This is a genomic window from Roseburia amylophila, assembly GCF_025567465.1.
In the GTDB taxonomy this organism is placed as follows: domain Bacteria; phylum Bacillota; class Clostridia; order Lachnospirales; family Lachnospiraceae; genus Roseburia_C; species Roseburia_C amylophila.
Genome location: NZ_JAOQKI010000012.1, coordinates 48,771 through 70,087 on the forward strand (window position 1 = coordinate 48,771; position 21,317 = coordinate 70,087).

Sequence of the window (21,317 nt, forward strand, 5' to 3'; positions counted from 1 at the left end):
ATATAATTTGCTGAAATTTAGTGGATTGAGAATAAAAAACGAGAGGTGAAACGTCAATGGAGAAAAACAGAATACGTCCGGTGAAGGCTGGAAAAGGCATACGTATGAGTTACTCAAGACAAAAAGAGGTATTGGAAATGCCAAACCTGATTGAGGTCCAGAAGGATTCCTATCAGTGGTTCTTAGACGAGGGCCTGAAAGAAGTGTTTGCAGATATCTCTCCGATTGAGGATTATAGCGGACATCTTAGCTTGGAATTTGTGGATTTCACATTATGTGAGGATGATGTGAAGTATACAATTCCGGAGTGTAAACAGAGAGACGCAACTTATGCAGCTCCTTTGAAGGTAAAAGTCAGACTGTATAACAAAGAAACAGATGAAATTAATGAACATGAGATTTTTATGGGCGATTTACCTCTCATGACAGAGACAGGAACCTTCGTTATCAATGGAGCAGAGCGTGTTATCGTAAGCCAGTTGGTTCGTTCCCCTGGTATTTACTATGGCATTGCGCATGATAAAGTAGGTAAGGAACTCTATTCCTGTACCGTAATCCCGAACCGTGGAGCATGGTTAGAGTATGAAACAGACTCTAATGATATTTTCTATGTACGTGTTGACCGTACCAGAAAAGTGCCAATCACAGTATTACTGCGTGCATTAGGACTGGGAACCAACCAGGAAATTATAGATTTATTTGGCGAAGAGCCAAAGATTTTAGCATCTTTTGGAAAAGACGTTGCTACAAGCTACGAGGAAGGTCTTCTGGAATTATATAAGAAGATTCGTCCGGGCGAGCCTCTTTCTGTTGACAGTGCAGAGAGCCTGATTACCGCAATGTTCTTCGACCCAAGACGTTATGACCTGGCAAAAGTAGGCCGTTATAAATTTAACAAGAAGCTGGCATTTAAGAACCGTTTGCGCGGAAAAGTGCTGGCTGAAGATGTTGTTCTTGAGACTACCGGAGAGGTAATCGAAAAAGGAACAGAGCTGACCAGAGAGCTTGCAGAAGAGATTCAGAACGCAGCTGTTCCGGCAGTATATATTGCTACAGAAGAAAGAAATGAAAAAGTTCTTTCTAATATGATGGTAGACCTCACTACCTATGTTGATGTAGTACCGAAGGAAGTTGGTATTACTGAGCTGGTATATTATCCGGCATTAAAGAAAATCCTGGATGAAAATGAATCCTTGGAAGATATCAAGGAAGCAATTCGTAAAAACGTATCTGAACTGGTTCCGAAGCATATCACCAAGGAAGATATTTTCGCATCCATTAACTACAATATGCACTTGGAGTGGGGCATTGGAAATGATGACGATATTGACCACTTAGGCAACCGTCGTATCCGTGCGGTAGGTGAGTTATTACAGAACCAGTATAGAATCGGACTTTCCAGAATGGAACGTGTGGTTCGTGAGCGTATGACCACCCAGGATCAGGAAGGAATTTCTCCACAGAGCCTGATTAATATCAAACCGGTAACCGCAGCAGTGAAAGAGTTCTTCGGATCTTCCCAGCTGTCGCAGTTCATGGATCAGAACAACCCGCTGGGTGAGCTGACACATAAGAGACGTTTATCCGCATTAGGACCAGGTGGTTTGTCCAGAGACCGTGCCGGATTCGAGGTTCGAGACGTACACTACTCCCATTACGGAAGAATGTGCCCTATTGAGACTCCTGAAGGACCGAACATCGGACTTATCAACTCACTGGCATGTTATGCAAGAATTAACGAATATGGTTTCATTGAGGCACCATATCGTAAGATTGATAAAACAGATCCTAAGAATCCGCGTGTTACAGAAGATGTTGTATACATGACCGCAGATGAAGAGGATAATTACCATGTAGCACAGGCGAATGAAAAACTGGATGAAGAAGGACATTTCGTAAGAAATTCCGTTTCCGGCCGTTACTTAGACGAGACACAGGAATATGACAAGCAGATGTTTGATTATATGGACGTATCTCCTAAGATGGTATTCTCTGTTGCTACCGCATTGATTCCGTTCTTGCAGAACGATGATGCGAACCGTGCGCTGATGGGATCTAACATGCAGCGTCAGGCAGTACCTCTTCTTACCACAGAAGCTCCTGTAGTAGGAACCGGTATGGAAACCAAGACTGCAGTAGACTCCGGTGTATGTGTAGTTGCAAAGAAATCCGGTACTATTGAGAAATCTGAGTCAAACCAGATTACCGTGAAGAATGATGATGGAACAAGAGACGTATACAAACTGACCAAGTTCTCACGAAGCAACCAGTCCAACTGCTACAACCAGAGACCAATCGTGTTCAAAGGTGATCATGTAGAAGCTGGCGAAGTAATTGCTGACGGACCATCTACCTCTAATGGTGAGCTTGCTCTTGGAAAGAACCCGTTAATCGGATTCATGACATGGGAAGGTTACAACTACGAGGACGCTGTTCTTCTGAGTGAAAGATTAGTACAGGATGATGTTTATACATCTGTTCATATTGAAGAGTACGAAGCAGAAGCCCGTGATACTAAATTAGGACCGGAAGAAATTACAAGAGACGTTCCAGGTGTCGGCGATGATGCATTGAAAGACCTTGACGAAAGAGGAATCATCCGTATCGGTGCAGAAGTTCGTGCCGGTGATATTCTGGTAGGTAAGGTTACTCCAAAGGGAGAGACAGAGCTTACCGCAGAAGAGAGACTGTTACGTGCCATCTTCGGTGAGAAAGCAAGAGAAGTAAGAGACACTTCCTTGAAAGTACCACATGGTGAATATGGTATCATTGTAGAGGCGAAAGTATTTACAAGAGAAAATGGTGACGAATTATCCCCTGGTGTAAATCAGGCAGTTCGTATTTACATTGCGCAGAAGAGAAAAATCTCCGTTGGAGATAAGATGGCTGGACGTCATGGTAACAAGGGTGTTGTTTCCCGTGTACTTCCGGTAGAAGATATGCCATTCCTGCCGAACGGCCGTCCACTGGATATTGTATTGAACCCATTGGGTGTACCTTCCCGTATGAATATCGGTCAGGTCCTGGAGATTCACTTAAGTCTTGCAGCGAAAGCACTTGGATTTAACATTGAGACTCCTGTATTTGACGGTGCACGAGAGATTGATATTCAGGATACCCTGGAACTGGCAAATGATTATGTCAACTCCACCTGGGAAGAATTTGAAGCAAAATATAAAGATACATTGCGTGAAGATGTAATGCAGTATCTTTCCGATAACAGAGACCACAGAGAATTGTGGAAGGGCGTTCCGATTTCCCGTGACGGAAAGGTTCAGCTTCGTGACGGACGTACCGGAGAAGAATTTGACTCACCGGTTACCATTGGCCACATGCATTACCTGAAACTGCATCATCTGGTAGATGATAAGATTCATGCACGTTCTACTGGTCCTTACTCCTTAGTAACACAGCAGCCTCTGGGTGGTAAAGCTCAGTTTGGTGGACAGCGTTTCGGAGAGATGGAGGTTTGGGCACTGGAAGCTTATGGTGCATCTTACACATTACAGGAGATTCTGACTGTGAAGTCCGATGACGTGGTTGGCCGTGTGAAGACATACGAAGCAATCATTAAGGGTGACAATATCCCTGAACCGGGAATCCCAGAATCCTTCAAGGTACTTCTCAAAGAACTTCAGTCCCTTGGTCTTGATGTCAGAGTATTAGACGAAGACCGTAACGAAGTTGAACTGATGGAGACCAGCGAATATGGTAACACAGATTTGAATTCCATTATCTCGGGCGATAAAGATTTCGCGTTTGAAGACAGCGAGTCCTTCGGAAAGATGGGCTTTACCAAACAGGAATTTGATTCTGAGAGTGGAGAACTCAACAACGTAGAAGAAGAGGAAGAGGATGATGACGCAGGCTTCGATTTTGACGATGCTGCCGATGAAGTTCTTGACGAAGAATAAATAGGAAGGGAGTGTCATTAATGCCAGGAACAGTAAAACAGGAAACTTACCAGCCGATACAGTTTGATGCAATTCAGATTGGTCTGGCATCACCTGAGAAAATCAGAGAGTGGTCCAGAGGAGAAGTTAAGAAACCTGAGACCATTAACTATAGAACTTTGAAACCGGAAAAAGACGGATTATTCTGTGAGAAGATTTTTGGACCGAGCAAAGACTGGGAATGTCATTGTGGTAAGTACAAAAAGATTCGTTATAAAGGTGTTGTCTGCGACCGCTGTGGTGTTGAAATCACCAAAGCCAGCGTTCGTAGAGAGCGTATGGGACATATCGAGCTTGCAGCTCCGGTATCCCATATCTGGTACTTCAAAGGAATTCCATCCCGTATGGGATTAATCTTAGATCTTTCTCCAAGAACATTGGAGAAGGTTCTGTACTTTGCTTCCTATATCGTACTGGATGCAGGTTCTACAGATTTATCTGTAAAGCAGGTATTATCCGAGCAGGAATATCAGGATGCAAGGGAAAAATATGGCAGCTCTTTCCGTGTTGGAATGGGTGCAGAAGCCATTCTTGAGTTATTACAGGCAATTGACCTGGAGAAAGATGCAGCAGAGCTGAAAGCAGAATTAAAAGATGCTACCGGTCAGAAACGTGCAAGAATCATCAAGAGACTGGAAGTGGTAGAATCCTTCCGTGAATCCGGAAATAAACCGGAGTGGATGATTATGACCGTTATCCCGGTTATTCCACCAGACTTACGACCTATGGTACAGCTGGATGGTGGACGTTTTGCAACATCCGATTTAAATGATTTATATCGTAGAATTATCAATAGAAATAACCGCCTGAGAAGATTGTTAGAGTTAGGTGCACCTGATATCATCGTTCGTAACGAGAAGAGAATGTTGCAGGAAGCAGTAGATGCCCTGATTGACAACGGTAGAAGAGGAAGACCGGTAACCGGACCTGGTAACCGTGCTCTGAAATCTCTGTCCGATATGCTGAAAGGTAAATCTGGACGTTTCCGTCAGAACCTTCTTGGAAAACGTGTAGACTACTCTGGACGTTCCGTTATCGTCGTAGGACCGGAACTTAAGATTTATCAGTGTGGTCTGCCAAAAGAAATGGCAATCGAGCTGTTTAAACCGTTTGTTATGAAAGAGCTGGTTGCAAACGGAACTGCACACAATATTAAGAGTGCAAAGAAGATGGTTGAAAGATTACAGTCGGAAGTCTGGGATGTCTTAGAAGATGTCATCAAGGAGCATCCGGTTATGCTGAACCGTGCTCCTACACTGCATAGACTTGGTATTCAGGCATTTGAGCCAATCCTGGTAGAAGGTAAAGCAATTAAGCTTCACCCATTGGTATGTACCGCATACAACGCCGACTTCGACGGAGACCAGATGGCTGCCCATTTACCACTGTCACAGGAAGCACAGGCAGAATGTCGTTTCATGCTGCTTTCACCGAACAACCTGTTAAAACCTTCTGATGGAGGCCCTGTAGCCGTTCCTTCACAGGATATGGTTCTTGGTATCTACTATCTGACACAGGAAAGACCAGGTTCATTAGGAGAAGGCGGATACTATAAGAGTGTAAACGAAGCAATTCTGGCATATGAGAACCAGGCACTGACCTTACATTCCAGAATCCATGTGCGTGTTCATAAGACCATGCCGGATGGAACTGTTAAGACTGGTGTCGTTGAGTCCACACTGGGAAGATTTATCTTCAATGAAATCATTCCTCAGGATTTAGGTTTCGTAGACAGAAGCAAGCCTGAAAATGAACTGGTACTGGAAATCGATTTCCATGTAGCAAAGAAACAGTTAAAACAGATTCTGGAAAAAGTTATTAATACACACGGAGCAACCAAGACCGCTGAGGTATTAGACGATATTAAGTCCATGGGTTACAAGTACTCTACAAGAGCAGCTATGACCGTATCTATTTCAGATATGACGGTACCGCCTCAGAAACCGGAAATGATTGCAAAGGCTCAGGATACGGTAGACCGCATTTCAAGACAGTACAAACGTGGTCTTATTACAGAGGAAGAGCGTTACAAAGAAGTTGTTGAAACATGGAAAGAGACTGATGATGAGCTGACAGAAGCACTGCTTTCCGGTCTGGATAAATACAACAACATCTTCATGATGGCAGATTCCGGAGCCCGTGGTTCTGATAAACAGATTAAACAGTTAGCAGGTATGCGTGGTTTGATGGCTGATACAACTGGTAGAACAATCGAGCTGCCTATCAAATCAAACTTCCGTGAAGGTCTTGAAGTATTGGAGTACTTCATGTCCGCACATGGAGCCCGAAAAGGTATGTCCGATACTGCGTTACGTACCGCCGATTCCGGTTACTTAACCAGACGTCTGGTAGACGTATCACAGGACCTGATTGTCCGTGAATCTGATTGCTGCGCAGGCACAGGAAGAGAGATTCCTGGTATGTATGTCAAAGCATTCATGGATGGAAAAGAAGAAATCGAAAGTCTTGAAGAGCGTATTACAGGAAGATTTTCCTGTGAGACAATTTGCGATAAAGATGGTAATGTGCTTGTAAAAGCAAACCATATGATTACACCAAAACGTGCTGCAGCAATTATGAGCAAGGGTGTAGATGAGAATGGAGAACCATTAACCAAGGTTAAAATCCGTACGATTCTTACCTGCCGTTCCCACATCGGAGTTTGTGCAAAATGTTACGGAAGCAATATGGCTACCGGTCAGGCGGTACAGGTTGGTGAAGCGGTTGGTATTATCGCAGCTCAGTCTATCGGAGAACCTGGTACACAGCTTACCATGAGAACATTCCACAACGGTGGTGTTGCCGGTGACGATATTACACAGGGTCTTCCTCGTGTCGAGGAGTTGTTTGAGGCAAGAAAGCCTAAGGGACTTGCAATTATCACAGAATTTGGTGGTGTTGCAACCATTAAAGATACCAAGAAGAAACGTGAGATCATTGTAACAAACAATGAAACAGGTGAGACTAAGACTTATCTGATCCCTTACGGTTCCAGAATTAAGATTATGGATGGAGCAGTATTAGAGGCTGGTGATGAGCTGACCGAAGGTTCTGTAAATCCGCACGATATCCTTAAGATTAAGGGCGTACGTGCCGTACAGGATTACCTGATTCAGGAAGTACAGCGTGTATATCGTCTGCAGGGTGTTGAAATTAACGATAAGCATATCGAGGTTATCGTACGTCAGATGTTAAAGAAGATTCGCATTGAAAATAACGGAGATTCTGAGTTCCTGCCAGGAACATTAGTAGATAATCTGGATTACGAAGAGATGAATGAGCAGTTAGAGGAAGAAGGCAAAGAGCCGGCAGAAGGTAAACAGGTATTACTTGGTATTACCAAAGCATCTTTGGCAACCAACTCCTTCTTATCAGCAGCATCCTTCCAGGAGACAACTAAGGTTCTGACAGAAGCAGCTATCAAGGGCAAGATTGACCCATTGATTGGTCTGAAAGAGAACGTAATTATCGGTAAGCTGATTCCGGCTGGTACTGGTATGAAGCGTTATCGTAACATCAAACTGAACACAGATGTAAACGAAGAGGAAGAACTCTCCTTTGATGATTTTGACGGATTCGATGAGGCACCTGTGACAGATGAAGTCGAAGAGACAGAAGCAAAAGAAGAAGTAACTGCTTCTACAGAAGAATAATGTAAGGTTCGAAGAACTGATGCAGATACAGGAAGGGAAGCTCTGGCTTAATAGGCCGGAGTTTCCCTTTCGAGTTAGAGATTCTTTTAAGCTTTTATACAGGTGGTAGAATAAACAAACGAGGAAAATCCAATGAAAGTAATCGTAGCAATAGATTCATTAAAAGGCAGCTTAAGTTCCTTAGAGGCAGGAAAAGCAGTGGAAGATGGTATTAAAAAAGCAATACCAACAGCAGAAGTTATGATAAGGCCGGTTGCAGATGGTGGAGAAGGAACAGTAACAGCCCTGACCACTGGATTGCAGGGCAGTCTGGAAAAGGTAGCGGTAACAGGTCCCCTTGGACAGAAGGTCGAGGCAGCGTATGGTATCCTGCGGATAAAACAGCAGTCATTGAAATGGCAGAAGCCGCCGGACTGCCACTGGTGCCGGTGGATAAACGAAATCCAATGGAAACCACTACTTATGGTGTGGGGGAACTGATAAGCCATGCCATGGATAGAGGCTGCCGTAAGTTTATCGTTGGAATTGGCGGCAGTGCCACCAATGATGGCGGTGTCGGAATGCTGCAGGCTTTGGGGTGTCATTTTTATAAAAAAGATGGAATCGAAATAGGATTTGGAGCAACAGAACTGAAAGACCTGGAAACGATAGATACGGAGGCGTTGGATAAGAGGCTGAAAGAATGTACTTTTGAAATAGCCTGTGATGTGACCAATCCATTATGTGGCACAACAGGAGCCAGTGCTGTGTTTGCACCACAGAAGGGCGCAGACGAGACCATGGTAGTAAAACTGGATGCGGCATTAGCTCATTTTGCTGATGTAACAGAAAAGGCTTTAGGCGTAGACAACCGGAACATGCCGGGAGCCGGAGCAGCAGGCGGACTGGGCTTCGCATTTGCATCCTATCTGGGCGGGGATTTACGTCCGGGCGTAGAGATAGTATTAGATGCGGTATTGCTGGAGAAAGAATTAAGTGAAGCTGATATCGTAGTGACCGGAGAAGGAAGATTTGACGGACAGACTGCTATGGGAAAAGCGCCGGTTGGAATTGCAAAGCGGGCAAAAGAAAAGGACTGCATGGTACTGGTATTTGCCGGCAGCATTGAACCACAGGGCGTCCGGAAAGTGCAGGATGAAATGCAGCTTGTAGATGGAGCATTTCCAATTTTACCAGGTGTGATGACATTGGAAGAAGCCATGCAGAAGACTGTGGCATATGAGAATATGAGCTATACGGCAGAGCAGGTATTCCGGCTGATTGGGAACTGTTATATAAAATAATTTCTATGCCAGCCCTTCGTACCCTAGTTCATAGAGCAGCTCATTGGCATCGGAAAGAGCACAGTTTCTTTGCAGGCAGAAAATAATCGCACTGTCCCGCTCCATGCGGGCATAGAGAATCGGATAGCCGGTAGCTTTTAAAAGCTGCTGCACTTCCGTAAAGGATAGGTCCATGGCAAAGCAGAGGGCGAGCACTTTGTCACGGGAAGGACGTTTGCGCCCATCAAAAATCTGATAACAGTAAGTACGGTCAAGACCGCTTTTTCGGATGAGAGAAGGCAGGTCTTGATTTTTTGCCTGAATCAACCGGTTCAGATAATCCGAAAGTGAGACCTCGATCAGCTCAGCTTCCTCCTGCTCTGCATAGTTGGAGAAAGCAGGTGTGTTTTTCAAAATATCTAAAAGTTCCTGGGTTGATTTTTTCATTTGGCGAATCCTCTCATTTCTGCTATAGTGATATTGATTATCATAGAATTGTGGGAATGAAAATTCAAGTAGAAAAGGAAAAAGTGATAACAAATGAGTGAAAAATTATATCAGGATTTTCGGCGGCAGCGGCAGATACCGCTTACCGTACTGGGGGGCCAGCCGCCCTATCAGACCCGGTTGATACAGGATGCTGCCACAGGAAAGATTCTGGTTCAAAAAGCAATACAAAAAGACAGTATTCCGGTTTACCGGAAACTGCAGCAATTAGAGAGTCCACATCTTGCAAAGATTATAAGCTGTGAAGAGCAGCAGGACATCGGCATGGTAACAGAAGAATATATCAGCGGTGAGACACTGGATGAGAAGCTGCACCGGCAGGGCGTTATGCCGCCGGAGCTTGTAAAATATTATATCCGACAGTTACTGGAAGCATTGGAGCAGATTCATGCACAGGGAATCGTACACCGTGATATTTCTCCGAAAAATGTTCTCATTTCTACGGATGGAGTTGTAAAATTACTGGATTTTGATATTGCAAGGAGACATAAGCGAAATCAGAATGCAGACACGACAATTCTTGGAACCGTAGGATTTGCATCTCCGGAGCAGTATGGCTTCCTTCAGACAGATGCAACCGCAGATATTTATGCACTGGGCGTTCTTATGAATGTGATGCTGGAGGGGACGCTGCCAAATGTGCATCTGACTGCCCGGAAACCATTTTGTAATGTAATAAAAAGATGTATAGAGATTGACCCGCAGAACCGGTATCAGAATGCCGGGGAACTTCGGGAGGCATTAAAATTAGAAAATCTGGGTGCTGTAAAAAAGAAAACGATTCTTCCGGGATTCCGGACCGGAGTTGTCTGGAAAGAGATAGTGGCAGTTTTTGTATATCTATTTCTGATTGTGGGAAGCATACAGTTTCTGATGCTGTATGGCAAGACTCCATTGACTTTTTGCCTGGAAGCAATTGCGGTATTCATCTATGCGTGGATATCCTGCGGGGTTGGATTTAATTTCCTTTTGTGGGACACCAAAGTGCCGGGAATCCGCTCCCTGCAGAAGCCGGTACGGATTATAATCCGGATTATACTGGCACTTACTATCTTTTATTTTGGCATGAAGCTGGAAAACTATGTAAAAATAACCTTACTTGGTCTGCCGCTGAAATAGAAAATATCGAAAGTTATCGGGCTATGAAAGATGCCTCCGATTTTGAACACGGCTGAAAATGTATGCTGCCGGCATACCACAAAGCCTTCCGACTCGTATATGATGATTTCATACTTAAGAATGATGAAAAACCGGGAGGCAAGAAAATGGAAAAAGTAAAGAAACCGATTTATAAGAGATGGTGGTTCTGGGTAATTATTGTAGTAGTTGTATTTGCAATTGCAGCAGGCGGCAGCGGAAGTGACAAAAAGGATTCGAAAAAGAATTCTGCTACCGGTACAGAGCAGACGGATAACAAAGACGCAAAGACAAAGGACTCCGATGCAAAAGATGCAGAACCGGAAGAAGATTTATCCGCTGTAGAAACAGAATATACCCTTGGAGCAGGTTATTACACCGCAGGTATTGATTTGCCGGTTGGAAAATGTAACCTTACCGCAGTCAGCGGAAATGGAAATATAAACAGCTCCAATCTTCTGAAGGGTGGAGTCAATGAGATGTTCGGCGTGGATGATGGAAATGATCTTTACGAATCATCCTTTAACGGACTTAAGATGAAAGAAAATGTAGTATTTCATATTTCCGGAGATGTAGTTGTACAGGTCAGCTATACAGAAGTGACTGGTGGCATGACCGGAAGAGAATATGATGAATCCCAGGCGGTAGAATTAGGCAGTGGAAACTATACCGCAGGAACAGATTTTCCGGCAGGAACCTATACGGTGACAGCGGTGGAAGGAACCGGAAATGTCAGTTCATCCAATCTGCTTGACGGTGGAATGAATGAGATATTTGGTGTGGATGATGGAAATGGTCTTTATACTTCTGAAGTGAAAAATGTGGAATTCAGTGATGGTGTGGATTTAAAGGTAAGCGGAGTGAATATCTGTCTGGTGCCGGCAAAGGAATAAAAGTATTTACGGAAATATTATAGAAAAGCACAACAGGATTTGCCTGAGGAGGGCAAGGCTGCTGTGCTTTTCTTGTAGCTTATGCGAATAGTGAAAAAATATATTCTTATCCGATGTATTTGGAAAGCATTATAACAACGGGAGAAGTTCGCGTTGATTTAAGAAAAAATTATGGTACAATTGCAGTGAATATGAGAAGTTATAAAAAGTTATAAAGACTTATAAAAGAATATAAAAGTTATAAAAGGTTATAAAAACTTATAAAAGGAGTACTCAAAATGACAATCCGTACCGCACAGATGGAAGATATTGATGCAATTACAGCAGTGGAGACAGAATGTTTTCCGCCGGCAGAAGCAGCAACAAGGGAAGAATTTGCAGAACGTCTAAAATATTATAAAGACCATTTCTGGCTGATGTTCAATGAGGGACATCTGGTGGCATTTGTAGATGGCATGGTGAGTAATCAGAAAGACCTTACAGATGAAATGTATGAAAAAGCAGACCTGCATGAGGAACAGGGTGACTGGCAGATGATTTTCGGTGTGAATACCATCCCGGCATATCGAAGATGCGGTCTGGCAGAGCAGCTATTAAAAAGAGCTATTGCAGATGCAAAAGCCCAGGGAAGAAAAGGGCTGGTGCTGACCTGCAAGGATAAGCTGATACATTACTATGCGAAATTTGGATTTGAAAATGAAGGCGTATTAGAATCTACCCATGGAGATGTAGTGTGGAACAAGATGCGTCTGACTTTCTAAAAATAGAATATCTTATAAAAACGAAATGAGGCAGAACTTTGAAATATAAAAAAGTAGTAAAAGGAAGCTTTGTAGACCGCCCGAATCGTTTTATAGCCCATGTTAAGATTGACGATGAGATTCAGACAGTACATGTAAAGAATACCGGGCGGTGCCGGGAACTGCTGCTTCCGGATGCGGAAGTTTATCTGGAAGTGGCAGACAATCTGGCACGAAAGACAGCCTATGATCTGATTGCGGTCTATAAAGAAAATTTTGGCTTAATAAATATTGACAGTCAGGCACCCAATAAGGTGGCAAAGGAATGGCTTGAAACACAGAATTATGATGTAGTGAAACCGGAGTATAAATATGGAAATTCCAGAATTGATTTCTATATGAAGAAAGGGATGCAGGAATATCTGATGGAAGTAAAGGGCTGTACCTTAGAACGGCAGGGAATCGGTTATTTTCCCGATGCACCAACAGAGCGAGGGGTAAAGCATTTACGGGAATTGATTGGAGCAAAAAAAGCCGGTTATGAATGTGCTGTGGCATTTGTGATTCAGATGGAAGGCGTAACGGAAGTCCGGGCAAATGAAGAGACACACCCGGAGTTTAAAGATGCGTTAGAAGAAGCGCGGGCAGCAGGCGTAAAAGTATTGTTTCTTATGTGCAAGGTGGAAAAGGACAGCCTCAGAGTAGTGGAGCAGCGGGAGTAAAAAATGTGGTATAAAGAAAAGGTAGTGCGCTTCTATGATTTAGATAGAAATCTGATAGAGGTAAGGAAGCCGGTGAGGTTGGAAGGAAAGATTTAGCCGGCGAGCCAGAGAACCTCGATTCCGCTGACGCTGCATGGAAGTATGGCTGTCGCCACATGAACGGAAAGATTCAGGCATAAGAACGAGAATCGCAACTTCGATTCCGCTGACGCTCCATCTCAGTCGTGGCTGTCGCCACATGAACGGAAAGATTCAGGCATAAGAACGAGAACCGCAACTTCGATTCCGCTGCGCTCCATCTCAGTCGTGGCTGTCGCCACATCATCAGAAAGCCTCAGCCAGCGACTAGGATACAAGTATCCAGTCGCTGGCTGAAACTTTCTTTGCGTTTCTCATAGCTTGCACGAAAAATTTGCTTGACAAGTGGCGAATCGGCTTATATACTGAATTAGTGTGCATACAAATGCACATTTATCAAATAATAGCACAGGAGGTGAAAATAATGCCAACATTTAACCAGTTAGTAAGAAAAGGACGTCAGACATCTGTTAAGAAGTCTACTGCACCTGCACTTCAGAAGGGCTACAATTCTTTAAAGAAGAAAGCAACTGATACTTCTGCTCCTCAGAAGAGAGGTGTTTGTACCGCTGTTAAGACAGCTACACCTAAAAAACCTAACTCAGCTCTTAGAAAGATCGCCAGAGTTCGTCTTTCCAACGGAATCGAAGTAACAAGCTACATTCCAGGAGAGGGACACAACTTACAGGAACATAGCGTTGTTCTTATCCGTGGTGGTCGTGTTAAGGACTTACCAGGTACAAGATACCATATTATCCGTGGAACTCTTGATACAGCAGGAGTCGCTAACAGAAAACAGGCTCGTTCCAAATACGGCGCTAAGAGACCAAAAGACGCTAAATAAGCTTAGCGCACACCAATAGTATCACAAACAGAGCTAAAGGTAAGTGTTGGAATTATTGTCACATACGATATATTTCCGCACGAACACATTTTAGAGAGACACATGTGAGTACCGTTGAATTAATCGAAACAAATACTACATGACAGGCATAATGACCTGTGATGCAAAACATGATTAAGGAGGGAAGTAACGTGCCACGTAAAGGACATACTCAGAAAAGAGACGTATTAGCAGATCCGATGTACAATAACAAAGTGGTTACCAAGCTTATCAACAACATTATGTTAGATGGTAAGAAAGGTATTGCACAGAAGATTGTATACGGTGCATTTGACAGAGTTGCAGAGAAGACTGAGAGACCAGCTCTTGAAGTATTCGAGGAAGCTATGAACAACGTTATGCCAGTACTTGAGGTAAAGGCTAGACGTATCGGTGGAGCAACTTACCAGGTACCTATCGAAGTTAGACCGGACCGTCGTCAGGCTCTGGCTCTTCGTTGGCTTACACTGTTTTCACGCAAGAGAGGCGAGAAGACAATGGAAGAAAGACTGGCAAATGAGATCATGGATGCAGCAAACAATACTGGTGCATCTGTAAAGAAAAAAGAAGATATGCACAAGATGGCAGAAGCAAACAAAGCTTTCGCACACTATCGTTTCTAATCAGAACGAGAGCATATTTTTTCGGTTAAGAAAATTAGGAGGAAAAAACCTTGGCTGGAAGAGAATATCCGTTAGAGAGAACCAGAAACATTGGTATTATGGCGCACATCGATGCTGGTAAAACAACATTGACAGAGCGTATCCTTTATTATACCGGTGTTAACTATAAGATTGGTGATACTCATGAAGGTACTGCTACCATGGACTGGATGGAGCAGGAGCAGGAAAGAGGTATTACCATTACTTCAGCCGCTACGACATGTCACTGGACTTTGGAAGAGTTTACAAAGCCAAAGAAAGGTGCTTTAGAGCATCGTATCAATATCATTGATACTCCTGGACACGTAGACTTTACGGTTGAGGTTGAGCGTTCACTTCGTGTACTGGACGGCGCTGTCGGCGTGTTCTGTGCAAAAGGTGGAGTAGAGCCTCAGTCAGAAAATGTATGGCGTCAGGCTGACACATACAACGTACCTAGAATGGCATTCATTAACAAAATGGATATCTTAGGTGCAAACTTCTACGGAGCTGTTGATCAGATTCGTACAAGATTAGGTAAAAATGCAATTGTTCTTCAGTTACCAATTGGTAAGGAAGATGATTTTAAGGGAATTATTGATTTGTTTGAGATGAAAGCTTACATCTACAATGATGATAAGGGAGATGATATCTCTGTAACAGACATCCCGGATGATATGAAAGACGACGCAGAATTATATCATACCGAACTGGTTGAAAAAATCTGCGAGTTAGATGATGACCTTATGATGCAGTATTTAGAGGGAGAAGAGCCATCTGTTGAAGATATGAAGGCTGCCCTCAGAAAAGGTACCTGCGAGTGTACAGCAGTTCCGGTATGTTGTGGTTCTGCTTACCGTAACAAGGGTGTTCAGAAATTATTGGATGCTATCGTAGAATATATGCCAGCTCCAACAGACATCCCAGCTATTAAGGGTGTTGACCTTGAAGGAAATGAAGTAGAGAGACATTCATCTGATGATGAACCATTCTCCGCTCTTGCATTCAAGATTATGACTGACCCATTCGTAGGAAAACTTGCATTCTTCCGTGTTTACTCTGGTGTAATGAACTCCGGATCTTACGTACTGAATGCAACAAAAGATAAAAAAGAACGTGTAGGCCGTATCCTTCAGATGCATGCAAACAAGAGAGCAGAGCTTGAAAAAGTTTACTCTGGAGATATTGCAGCAGCCGTTGGATTTAAGTTTACAACTACTGGTGATACCATCTGTGATGAACAGCATCCGGTTATCTTAGAGTCCATGGAATTCCCAGAGCCAGTTATCGAGCTTGCTATCGAGCCTAAGACAAAAGCTGGACAGGGTAAGATGGGTGAAGCTCTTGCAAAACTTGCAGAAGAAGATCCTACTTTCCGTGCTCATACAAATACAGAAACAGGACAGACCATCATAGCTGGTATGGGTGAGCTCCATCTGGAAATCATCGTTGACCGTCTACTTCGTGAATTCCACGTAGAAGCAAACGTAGGTGCTCCACAGGTTGCTTACAAAGAGACATTTACAAAGCCAGTTGATCAGGAATACAAATATGCAAAACAGTCTGGTGGACGTGGACAGTACGGACACTGTAAAGTTAAATTCGAGCCGATGGATGCCAACGGAGATGAACTCTTCAAGTTTGATTCTGCAGTTGTTGGTGGTGCTATTCCTAAGGAATACATCCCTGCAGTAGGCGAAGGTATCGAAGAAGCTACCAAAGCTGGTATCCTTGCAGGATTCCCAGTAGTAGGTGTTCATGCTACCGTATATGATGGATCTTACCATGAGGTCGATTCATCTGAGATGGCATTCCACATTGCCGGATCCATGGCTTTCAAAGAGGCTATGGCAAAAGCAGCTCCTGTAATTCTTGAGCCAATCATGAAAGTCGAAGTTACTATGCCGGAAGAGTACATGGGAGATGTTATTGGTGACATTAACTCTCGTCGTGGACGTATCGAAGGTATGGATGACATCGGTGGTGGAAAAATGGTTAAAGCATATGTTCCACTTGCTGAGATGTTTGGATACTCAACAGACTTACGTTCCAGAACTCAGGGACGTGGTAACTACTCAATGTTCTTCGAGAAATATGAGCAGGTTCCGAAGTCTGTACAGGACAAGATTGTTGCATCTAAAGCAAAATAATAAAAATGCTTGAAAAACTCGCAAGTTTTTTATATAATCAGAAATAGCCGAGTGACTTATTAAAATGTAAAAATAAGCGCCCAGAAAGGGCATAAAATTAAGGAGGACGTTTTAAAATGGCAAAAGCTAAGTTTGAAAGAACCAAACCACATTGTAATATCGGAACCATTGGTCACGTAGACCATGGTAAAACAACTTTAACAGCAGCTATTACAGCAGTTTTAGCAGCAAGAGTTGCAGGTAATACAGCTACAGATTTCGCTAACATCGATAAAGCTCCAGAAGAGAGAGAAAGAGGTATCACTATCTCTACAGCTCACGTTGAGTATGAAACAGAGAAGAGACATTACGCACACGTTGACTGTCCTGGACATGCTGACTACGTAAAGAACATGATTACCGGAGCAGCTCAGATGGACGGCGCTATCCTTGTTGTTGCTGCAACTGATGGTGTTATGGCTCAGACAAAGGAGCACATCCTTCTGTCTCGTCAGGTAGGTGTACCTTACATCGTTGTTTTCTTAAACAAATGTGATATGGTAGACGACCCAGAGTTAATCGAGTTAGTAGAAATGGAAGTTACAGAGCAGTTAGAGGAATATGGTTTTGAAGGCTGCCCAATCATCCAGGGTTCTGCTCTTAAAGCTCTTGAAGATCCTAACGGACCATGGGGCGACAAGATCATGGAATTAATGGATACTGTAGATAGCTATATCCCAGATCCACAGCGTGATACAGATAAACCTTTCTTAATGCCAGTTGAGGACGTATTCACAATCACAGGTCGTGGTACTGTTGCAACAGGTAGAGTAGAAAGAGGAACATTACATCTGAATGACGAACTTGAAATCCTTGGTGTTAAGGAAGATGTTCAGAAGACAGTTGTAACTGGTATCGAGATGTTCCGTAAACAGTTAGACGAGGCTCAGGCTGGTGATAACATCGGTGCACTTCTTCGTGGTGTTAACCGTGACCAGATCGTTCGTGGACAGGTTCTTGCTAAACCAGGTACTGTTACTTGCCACAGAAAATTCACAGCTCAGGTTTACGTTTTAACAAAAGATGAAGGTGGACGTCATACACCTTTCTTCAATAACTACAGACCACAGTTCTACTTCAGAACAACTGACGTAACTGGTGTTTGTGAATTACCAGCAGGTACAGAGATGTGTATGCCTGGTGATAACGTAGAAATGACTATCGAACTGATCCATCCAGTAGCTATGGAGCAGGGTCTTACTTTCGCTATTCGTGAAGGTGGACGTACTGTAGGATCAGGACGTGTTGCTACAATCATCGAGTAATCACTGACTAATATATATTGAGTACCGCAAGGTACATTGTGTCCAAACGTAAGATACCCCGGAACCGTAAGGTTTCCGGGGTTTTTCTGTTGTGTAAAAAGTTTAAAATAAGGCTGTAAAGAATAGCGAATATATTAAAAACAGGCAGGTATGGGAAGAAACTGAAAATCTTCGCATATATGCCTGTGATACTGTTATGATACTATTTCTGTTCGTTATTGGAAAATTTCTGTGCTAAAAGTTCATCTCGTTTACGGATTCGTGTTTCAAAATCCAGTTCTTCAATTTCTTTATGGGTGACAGGTTTGGTAGTGTAGTATTCCAACGTCTGTTTCTTCCACATATCAAACATATCTTTACCTGTGAAATAAGATTCCAGGCTTTCTCTGTTCTCCTGCAGATCGGCAAGAAAATTACACATATCTGCGTTTAAAGAGTGTTCCGGATCATTTCCATAAAAGCGAAGTCCGGCATACCATTTCTGTGTTTCTGTTTCTATATCACCGGGAAGTTTATTATTTATATCCAGTTCATACCGGAGTTCATTGGATTCATTCATCTGCAATAAAACCCAAATAATATCGCTGAGAGTAGAAATCTGTACTTTATTTTCAGATAATCCAAATAACCAGTCCAAAGAGACATGAAATTTCTGAGCAATAGTCAATAACACATCATTGGAGGGAGTAACCACACCATTTTCATAACTGGATAAAGTTGACTGACGTATACCAATAGCTGCGGAAAAGTTTTTTTGATTCATCTTCAGATCAGTTCGCAGCTCTTTTATTTTTTCTGAAATAGATGATTCCTGCATATTAGCCACCTCCTTAAAAGCTAAGAACAGTATATCACAAATGATAAAAATCAACAATATGGAAAAAATATCATTCATATAGATAAAAATTATTGACAATGATTATATGAAATGATATAGTATCAGTGAAAATGATAATTATAGATAAGGAGGAAATAGTATGCAGAGACAGAACTATATGATTACAGCGGAAGAAGTTGCAGAGAGCATGGGGATTTCACTTGGATATGCTTACAAGCTGCTTCGCAAACTGAACAAAGAGCTTGCAGATCAGGGATATGTAACCGTTGCGGGCAAGATACCGAGGGCATTCTGGGAAAAGAAATTTTATGGATATTCCCAGATTGCAATGTAAGGGGGTGAGAAAGTATGGCAGCATACAAAGATGAAGAAAGAGGAACCTGGTATGTTTCATTTTATTATGAGGACTGGACAGGAGCCAAAAAGCGAAAAGTAAAAAGAGGATTCCGCACTAAGAAAGAAGCATTAAATTTTGAAGCGGAGTATAAAAGAACAGCGAAAGCAGACATGGATATGACAATGGGAGAGTTTGTAGAAGTCTACTTCCGAGACAAGTCTCAGTCATTGAAGGACAGGAGTATCAAGAACAAAAGAGATACGATGAATGCTCAACTGTTACCGTATTTTAAGGACAGACCGATGAACAGTATCACACCAGCAGAGATTATCCAGTGGCAGAATACGATTATTGAAAAAGGATATTCAGATGATTATCTGAAAACAATACAGAATCAGATGACGGCATTGTTTAATCATGCGAAGAATATCTACAATCTGGCAGATAATCCCTGTGACAAAGTAAAACGTATGGGAAAGACTTCAAAAAAGAAAATGAAGTTTTGGACAATTGAAGAATATCGGCAGTTTATGACCGGAATAGAACCGGGAAGCAAATATTATGTGCTGTTTGAATTATTATTCTGGACAGGAGCGAGAGAAGGCGAAGCACTCAGCATTACACCTGCTGACATTGATTTTGAAAGGAATCTACTTCATATCAATAAAACTTACTACCGTATGCATGGAGAGGACGTGATTACATCTCCCAAAACAGAAGAATCGAACCGCACGATTTCCATACCGGAATTTCTGAAAAAAGAGATTCAGGACTATATTAGCAGACTGTATGAGTTGCCCGAAGATGAACGGATTTTTCCAATGGTTCATGAAGCGGTACAGCATAAGTTAAAACAGGTGGTTCAAAAGACCGGAGTAAAAAAGATAAGAGTACACGACATTCGTCACAGTCATGCGGCATTTCTGATTAATAAGGGAGTGCCACCATTGATGATTAAAGAAAGGTTTGGACATACGGACATTCGCATTACATTGAATACTTATGGGCACTTATATCCAGATCAGCAGAAAGTGGTGGCAGATATGCTGGATGATGAAAATATAAAAAGCTCCGGAAGTACGAACAACCGGAGCAATGTGACAAATGGGGACGAATCCACAAATGTCAACCCTAGACAAGTTGATTATAGCAGGGATTCTTCCAGAGAACAACAGAGAATTGGCGAGAACAGTTGGGAAAATGGAGGAATTTATGGAACAGAGAAATGAGAATAAAACAGAATTGAAAATGATAAAGATGTCAGATGTCCAGTCCCAGACAGTGGACTGGCTCTGGTATCCATTTATCCCTTATGGGAAATTAACGATCATTCAGGGTGATCCGGGCGATGGAAAAACTACGCTGATATTAAATATTGCAGCGAGATTGTCTAAAGGAGAAGGTCTGGATAACGATATGAAAGTAACAGAACCAGTAAATATTATTTATCAGACAGCGGAAGATGGGCTGGCAGATACGGTAAAACCCAGACTGGAGCTGGCAGAAGCGGTCTGTGAAAGAATCATGGTTATAGATGAAACAGAAAAATCACTTTCCATGATAGATGAGAGACTGGAAACTGCTATCAAACGGACTGGTGCGAGAGTGCTTATTTTAGATCCGATTCAGGCATACCTTGGAGGAACAATGGATATGAACCGGGCAAATGAAGCAAGGGATATGACAAAAAGATTGAGCTTGCTGGCAGAAAAGTATAAATGTGCAATTTTATTAATCGGACATATGAATAAAGCTGGTGGAAATAAAGCTGCATATAGAGGAATGGGTTCGATTGACTTTTTTGCAGTAGCTAGAAGCGTATTACTGGTAGGAAGAATAGAGGGAGAACCGGACTTAAGAGCAGTGGTTCAGATTAAAAATAATCTGGCTGCATTTGGACATTCCAAAGCATTTCGCCTGACAGAAACCGGATTTGAGTGGATAGGTGACTATGAAATCACAGCAGATGAGGTGCTTGGTGGAATTGCTCCAAAGGTAAATAAACTGGAACAGGCAAAAAAGATGCTGAGGGAACTGGCAGAAACATCAACTTCTGTGCAAAGCAGTGAAATCTTTGATATGGCAGAAGATTTGAATATTTCTAAAAGAACACTGGAAAATGCAAAAAAGGAACTTGGAATTAAGGCAAGACGAATCGGTAATTCCTGGTATTGGGATTTAAATAAAGTTAAGCCGGAATAAATTAAGGGTGCAACATT

General features: G+C 42.7%; 15 protein-coding genes and 1 pseudogene. 14 read left to right on the forward strand and 2 right to left on the reverse strand.

The window, feature by feature from the left end; translation table 11 throughout:
• Positions 1-56: 56 nt before the first annotated feature.
• The 3 genes and pseudogenes from rpoB to OCV43_RS09145 all read left to right on the forward strand — a co-directional run bounded on the left by rpoB (position 57) and on the right by OCV43_RS09145 (position 8,889).
• Positions 57-3,914, forward strand: coding sequence for a DNA-directed RNA polymerase subunit beta (gene rpoB / locus OCV43_RS09135; protein ID WP_022242932.1), 3,858 nt, complete (start codon positions 57-59; stop codon positions 3,912-3,914).
• A 20-nt stretch (positions 3,915-3,934) separates the two neighbouring features.
• Entirely contained in the window at positions 3,935-7,606 is a 3,672-nt protein-coding gene (gene rpoC, locus OCV43_RS09140) for a DNA-directed RNA polymerase subunit beta' (protein ID WP_262623915.1), read from the forward strand.
• 132 nt (positions 7,607-7,738) lie between these two features.
• Positions 7,739-8,889, forward strand: a pseudogene (locus tag OCV43_RS09145) (glycerate kinase family protein).
• 3 nt (positions 8,890-8,892) lie between these two features.
• On the opposite strand, the gene OCV43_RS09150 reads toward OCV43_RS09145, so the two are convergent.
• Positions 8,893-9,315, reverse strand: coding sequence for a hypothetical protein (locus OCV43_RS09150; protein ID WP_022242935.1), 423 nt, complete (start codon positions 9,313-9,315; stop codon positions 8,893-8,895).
• Between the two features lie 93 nt (positions 9,316-9,408).
• On the opposite strand from OCV43_RS09150, the gene OCV43_RS09155 reads away from it, so the two are divergent.
• The 8 genes from OCV43_RS09155 to tuf all read left to right on the forward strand — a co-directional run bounded on the left by OCV43_RS09155 (position 9,409) and on the right by tuf (position 17,923).
• A complete protein-coding gene (locus tag OCV43_RS09155) occupies positions 9,409-10,494 on the forward strand; it encodes a serine/threonine protein kinase (RefSeq protein WP_262623916.1) in 1,086 nt (361 codons plus the stop codon).
• Positions 10,495-10,640: 146 nt separating this feature from the next.
• Entirely contained in the window at positions 10,641-11,405 is a 765-nt protein-coding gene (locus OCV43_RS09160) for a hypothetical protein (RefSeq protein ID WP_262623917.1), read from the forward strand.
• 278 nt (positions 11,406-11,683) lie between these two features.
• Complete coding sequence (locus OCV43_RS09165) at positions 11,684-12,166, forward strand: GNAT family N-acetyltransferase (protein ID WP_262623918.1); 483 nt, start codon at positions 11,684-11,686, stop codon at positions 12,164-12,166.
• A gap of 38 nt (positions 12,167-12,204) precedes the next feature.
• Positions 12,205-12,867 carry a DNA/RNA nuclease SfsA gene (sfsA, locus tag OCV43_RS09170; RefSeq protein WP_262623919.1) on the forward strand — a complete coding sequence of 221 codons (663 nt, stop codon included), beginning with the start codon at positions 12,205-12,207 and terminating at the stop codon, positions 12,865-12,867.
• 502 nt (positions 12,868-13,369) lie between these two features.
• The gene (gene rpsL, locus OCV43_RS09175) at positions 13,370-13,789 is read left to right on the forward strand and encodes a 30S ribosomal protein S12 (RefSeq protein ID WP_022242941.1); all 420 of its coding nucleotides are present in this window, start codon (positions 13,370-13,372) and stop codon (positions 13,787-13,789) included.
• A gap of 191 nt (positions 13,790-13,980) precedes the next feature.
• Positions 13,981-14,451 (forward strand): 30S ribosomal protein S7, encoded by a 471-nt coding sequence (gene rpsG / locus OCV43_RS09180; RefSeq protein WP_207659146.1) that lies wholly within the window; start codon positions 13,981-13,983, stop codon positions 14,449-14,451.
• Positions 14,452-14,501: 50 nt separating this feature from the next.
• Positions 14,502-16,619 (forward strand): elongation factor G, encoded by a 2,118-nt coding sequence (gene fusA, locus OCV43_RS09185; protein ID WP_117697237.1) that lies wholly within the window; start codon positions 14,502-14,504, stop codon positions 16,617-16,619.
• A 116-nt stretch (positions 16,620-16,735) separates the two neighbouring features.
• Positions 16,736-17,923: an elongation factor Tu gene (gene tuf, locus OCV43_RS09190; protein WP_227700655.1), complete on the forward strand. Its 1,188-nt coding sequence runs from the start codon at positions 16,736-16,738 to the stop codon at positions 17,921-17,923.
• Between the two features lie 202 nt (positions 17,924-18,125).
• On the opposite strand, the gene OCV43_RS09195 is transcribed toward tuf, so the two are convergent.
• Complete coding sequence (locus tag OCV43_RS09195) at positions 18,126-18,740, reverse strand: helix-turn-helix domain-containing protein (protein ID WP_262623920.1); 615 nt, start codon at positions 18,738-18,740, stop codon at positions 18,126-18,128.
• Positions 18,741-18,900: 160 nt separating this feature from the next.
• On the opposite strand from OCV43_RS09195, the gene OCV43_RS09200 reads away from it, so the two are divergent.
• From OCV43_RS09200 to OCV43_RS09210, 3 genes are read left to right on the forward strand one after another with little or no spacing between them, the layout of a single operon-like run.
• On the forward strand, positions 18,901-19,095 hold the full coding sequence (locus OCV43_RS09200; RefSeq protein WP_055053915.1) for a helix-turn-helix domain-containing protein: 195 nt from the start codon (positions 18,901-18,903) through the stop codon (positions 19,093-19,095).
• A 14-nt stretch (positions 19,096-19,109) separates the two neighbouring features.
• The gene (locus OCV43_RS09205) at positions 19,110-20,327 is read left to right on the forward strand and encodes a site-specific integrase (RefSeq protein ID WP_008402044.1); all 1,218 of its coding nucleotides are present in this window, start codon (positions 19,110-19,112) and stop codon (positions 20,325-20,327) included.
• On the forward strand, positions 20,299-21,300 hold the full coding sequence (locus OCV43_RS09210; protein ID WP_262623921.1) for an AAA family ATPase: 1,002 nt from the start codon (positions 20,299-20,301) through the stop codon (positions 21,298-21,300). Before OCV43_RS09205 ends, OCV43_RS09210 begins: the two co-directional genes overlap by 29 nt.
• Positions 21,301-21,317: the final 17 nt, after the last annotated feature.

Bases quoted from the DNA above. Each gene is read 5' to 3' on its own strand.
- OCV43_RS09200 (WP_055053915.1), top strand. From the start codon at position 18,901: ATGCAGAGACAGAACTATATGATTACAGCGGAAGAAGTTGCAGAGAGC.
- tuf (WP_227700655.1), top strand. From the start codon at position 16,736: ATGGCAAAAGCTAAGTTTGAAAGAACCAAACCACATTGTAATATCGGA.
- OCV43_RS09150 (WP_022242935.1), bottom strand. From the start codon at position 9,315: ATGAAAAAATCAACCCAGGAACTTTTAGATATTTTGAAAAACACACCT.
- OCV43_RS09160 (WP_262623917.1), top strand. From the start codon at position 10,641: ATGGAAAAAGTAAAGAAACCGATTTATAAGAGATGGTGGTTCTGGGTA.
- OCV43_RS09210 (WP_262623921.1), top strand. From the start codon at position 20,299: ATGGAGGAATTTATGGAACAGAGAAATGAGAATAAAACAGAATTGAAA.
- rpsL (WP_022242941.1), top strand. From the start codon at position 13,370: ATGCCAACATTTAACCAGTTAGTAAGAAAAGGACGTCAGACATCTGTT.
- rpoC (WP_262623915.1), top strand. From the start codon at position 3,935: ATGCCAGGAACAGTAAAACAGGAAACTTACCAGCCGATACAGTTTGAT.
- OCV43_RS09165 (WP_262623918.1), top strand. From the start codon at position 11,684: ATGACAATCCGTACCGCACAGATGGAAGATATTGATGCAATTACAGCA.
- rpoB (WP_022242932.1), top strand. From the start codon at position 57: ATGGAGAAAAACAGAATACGTCCGGTGAAGGCTGGAAAAGGCATACGT.
- OCV43_RS09195 (WP_262623920.1), bottom strand. From the start codon at position 18,740: ATGCAGGAATCATCTATTTCAGAAAAAATAAAAGAGCTGCGAACTGAT.
- OCV43_RS09205 (WP_008402044.1), top strand. From the start codon at position 19,110: ATGGCAGCATACAAAGATGAAGAAAGAGGAACCTGGTATGTTTCATTT.
- OCV43_RS09155 (WP_262623916.1), top strand. From the start codon at position 9,409: ATGAGTGAAAAATTATATCAGGATTTTCGGCGGCAGCGGCAGATACCG.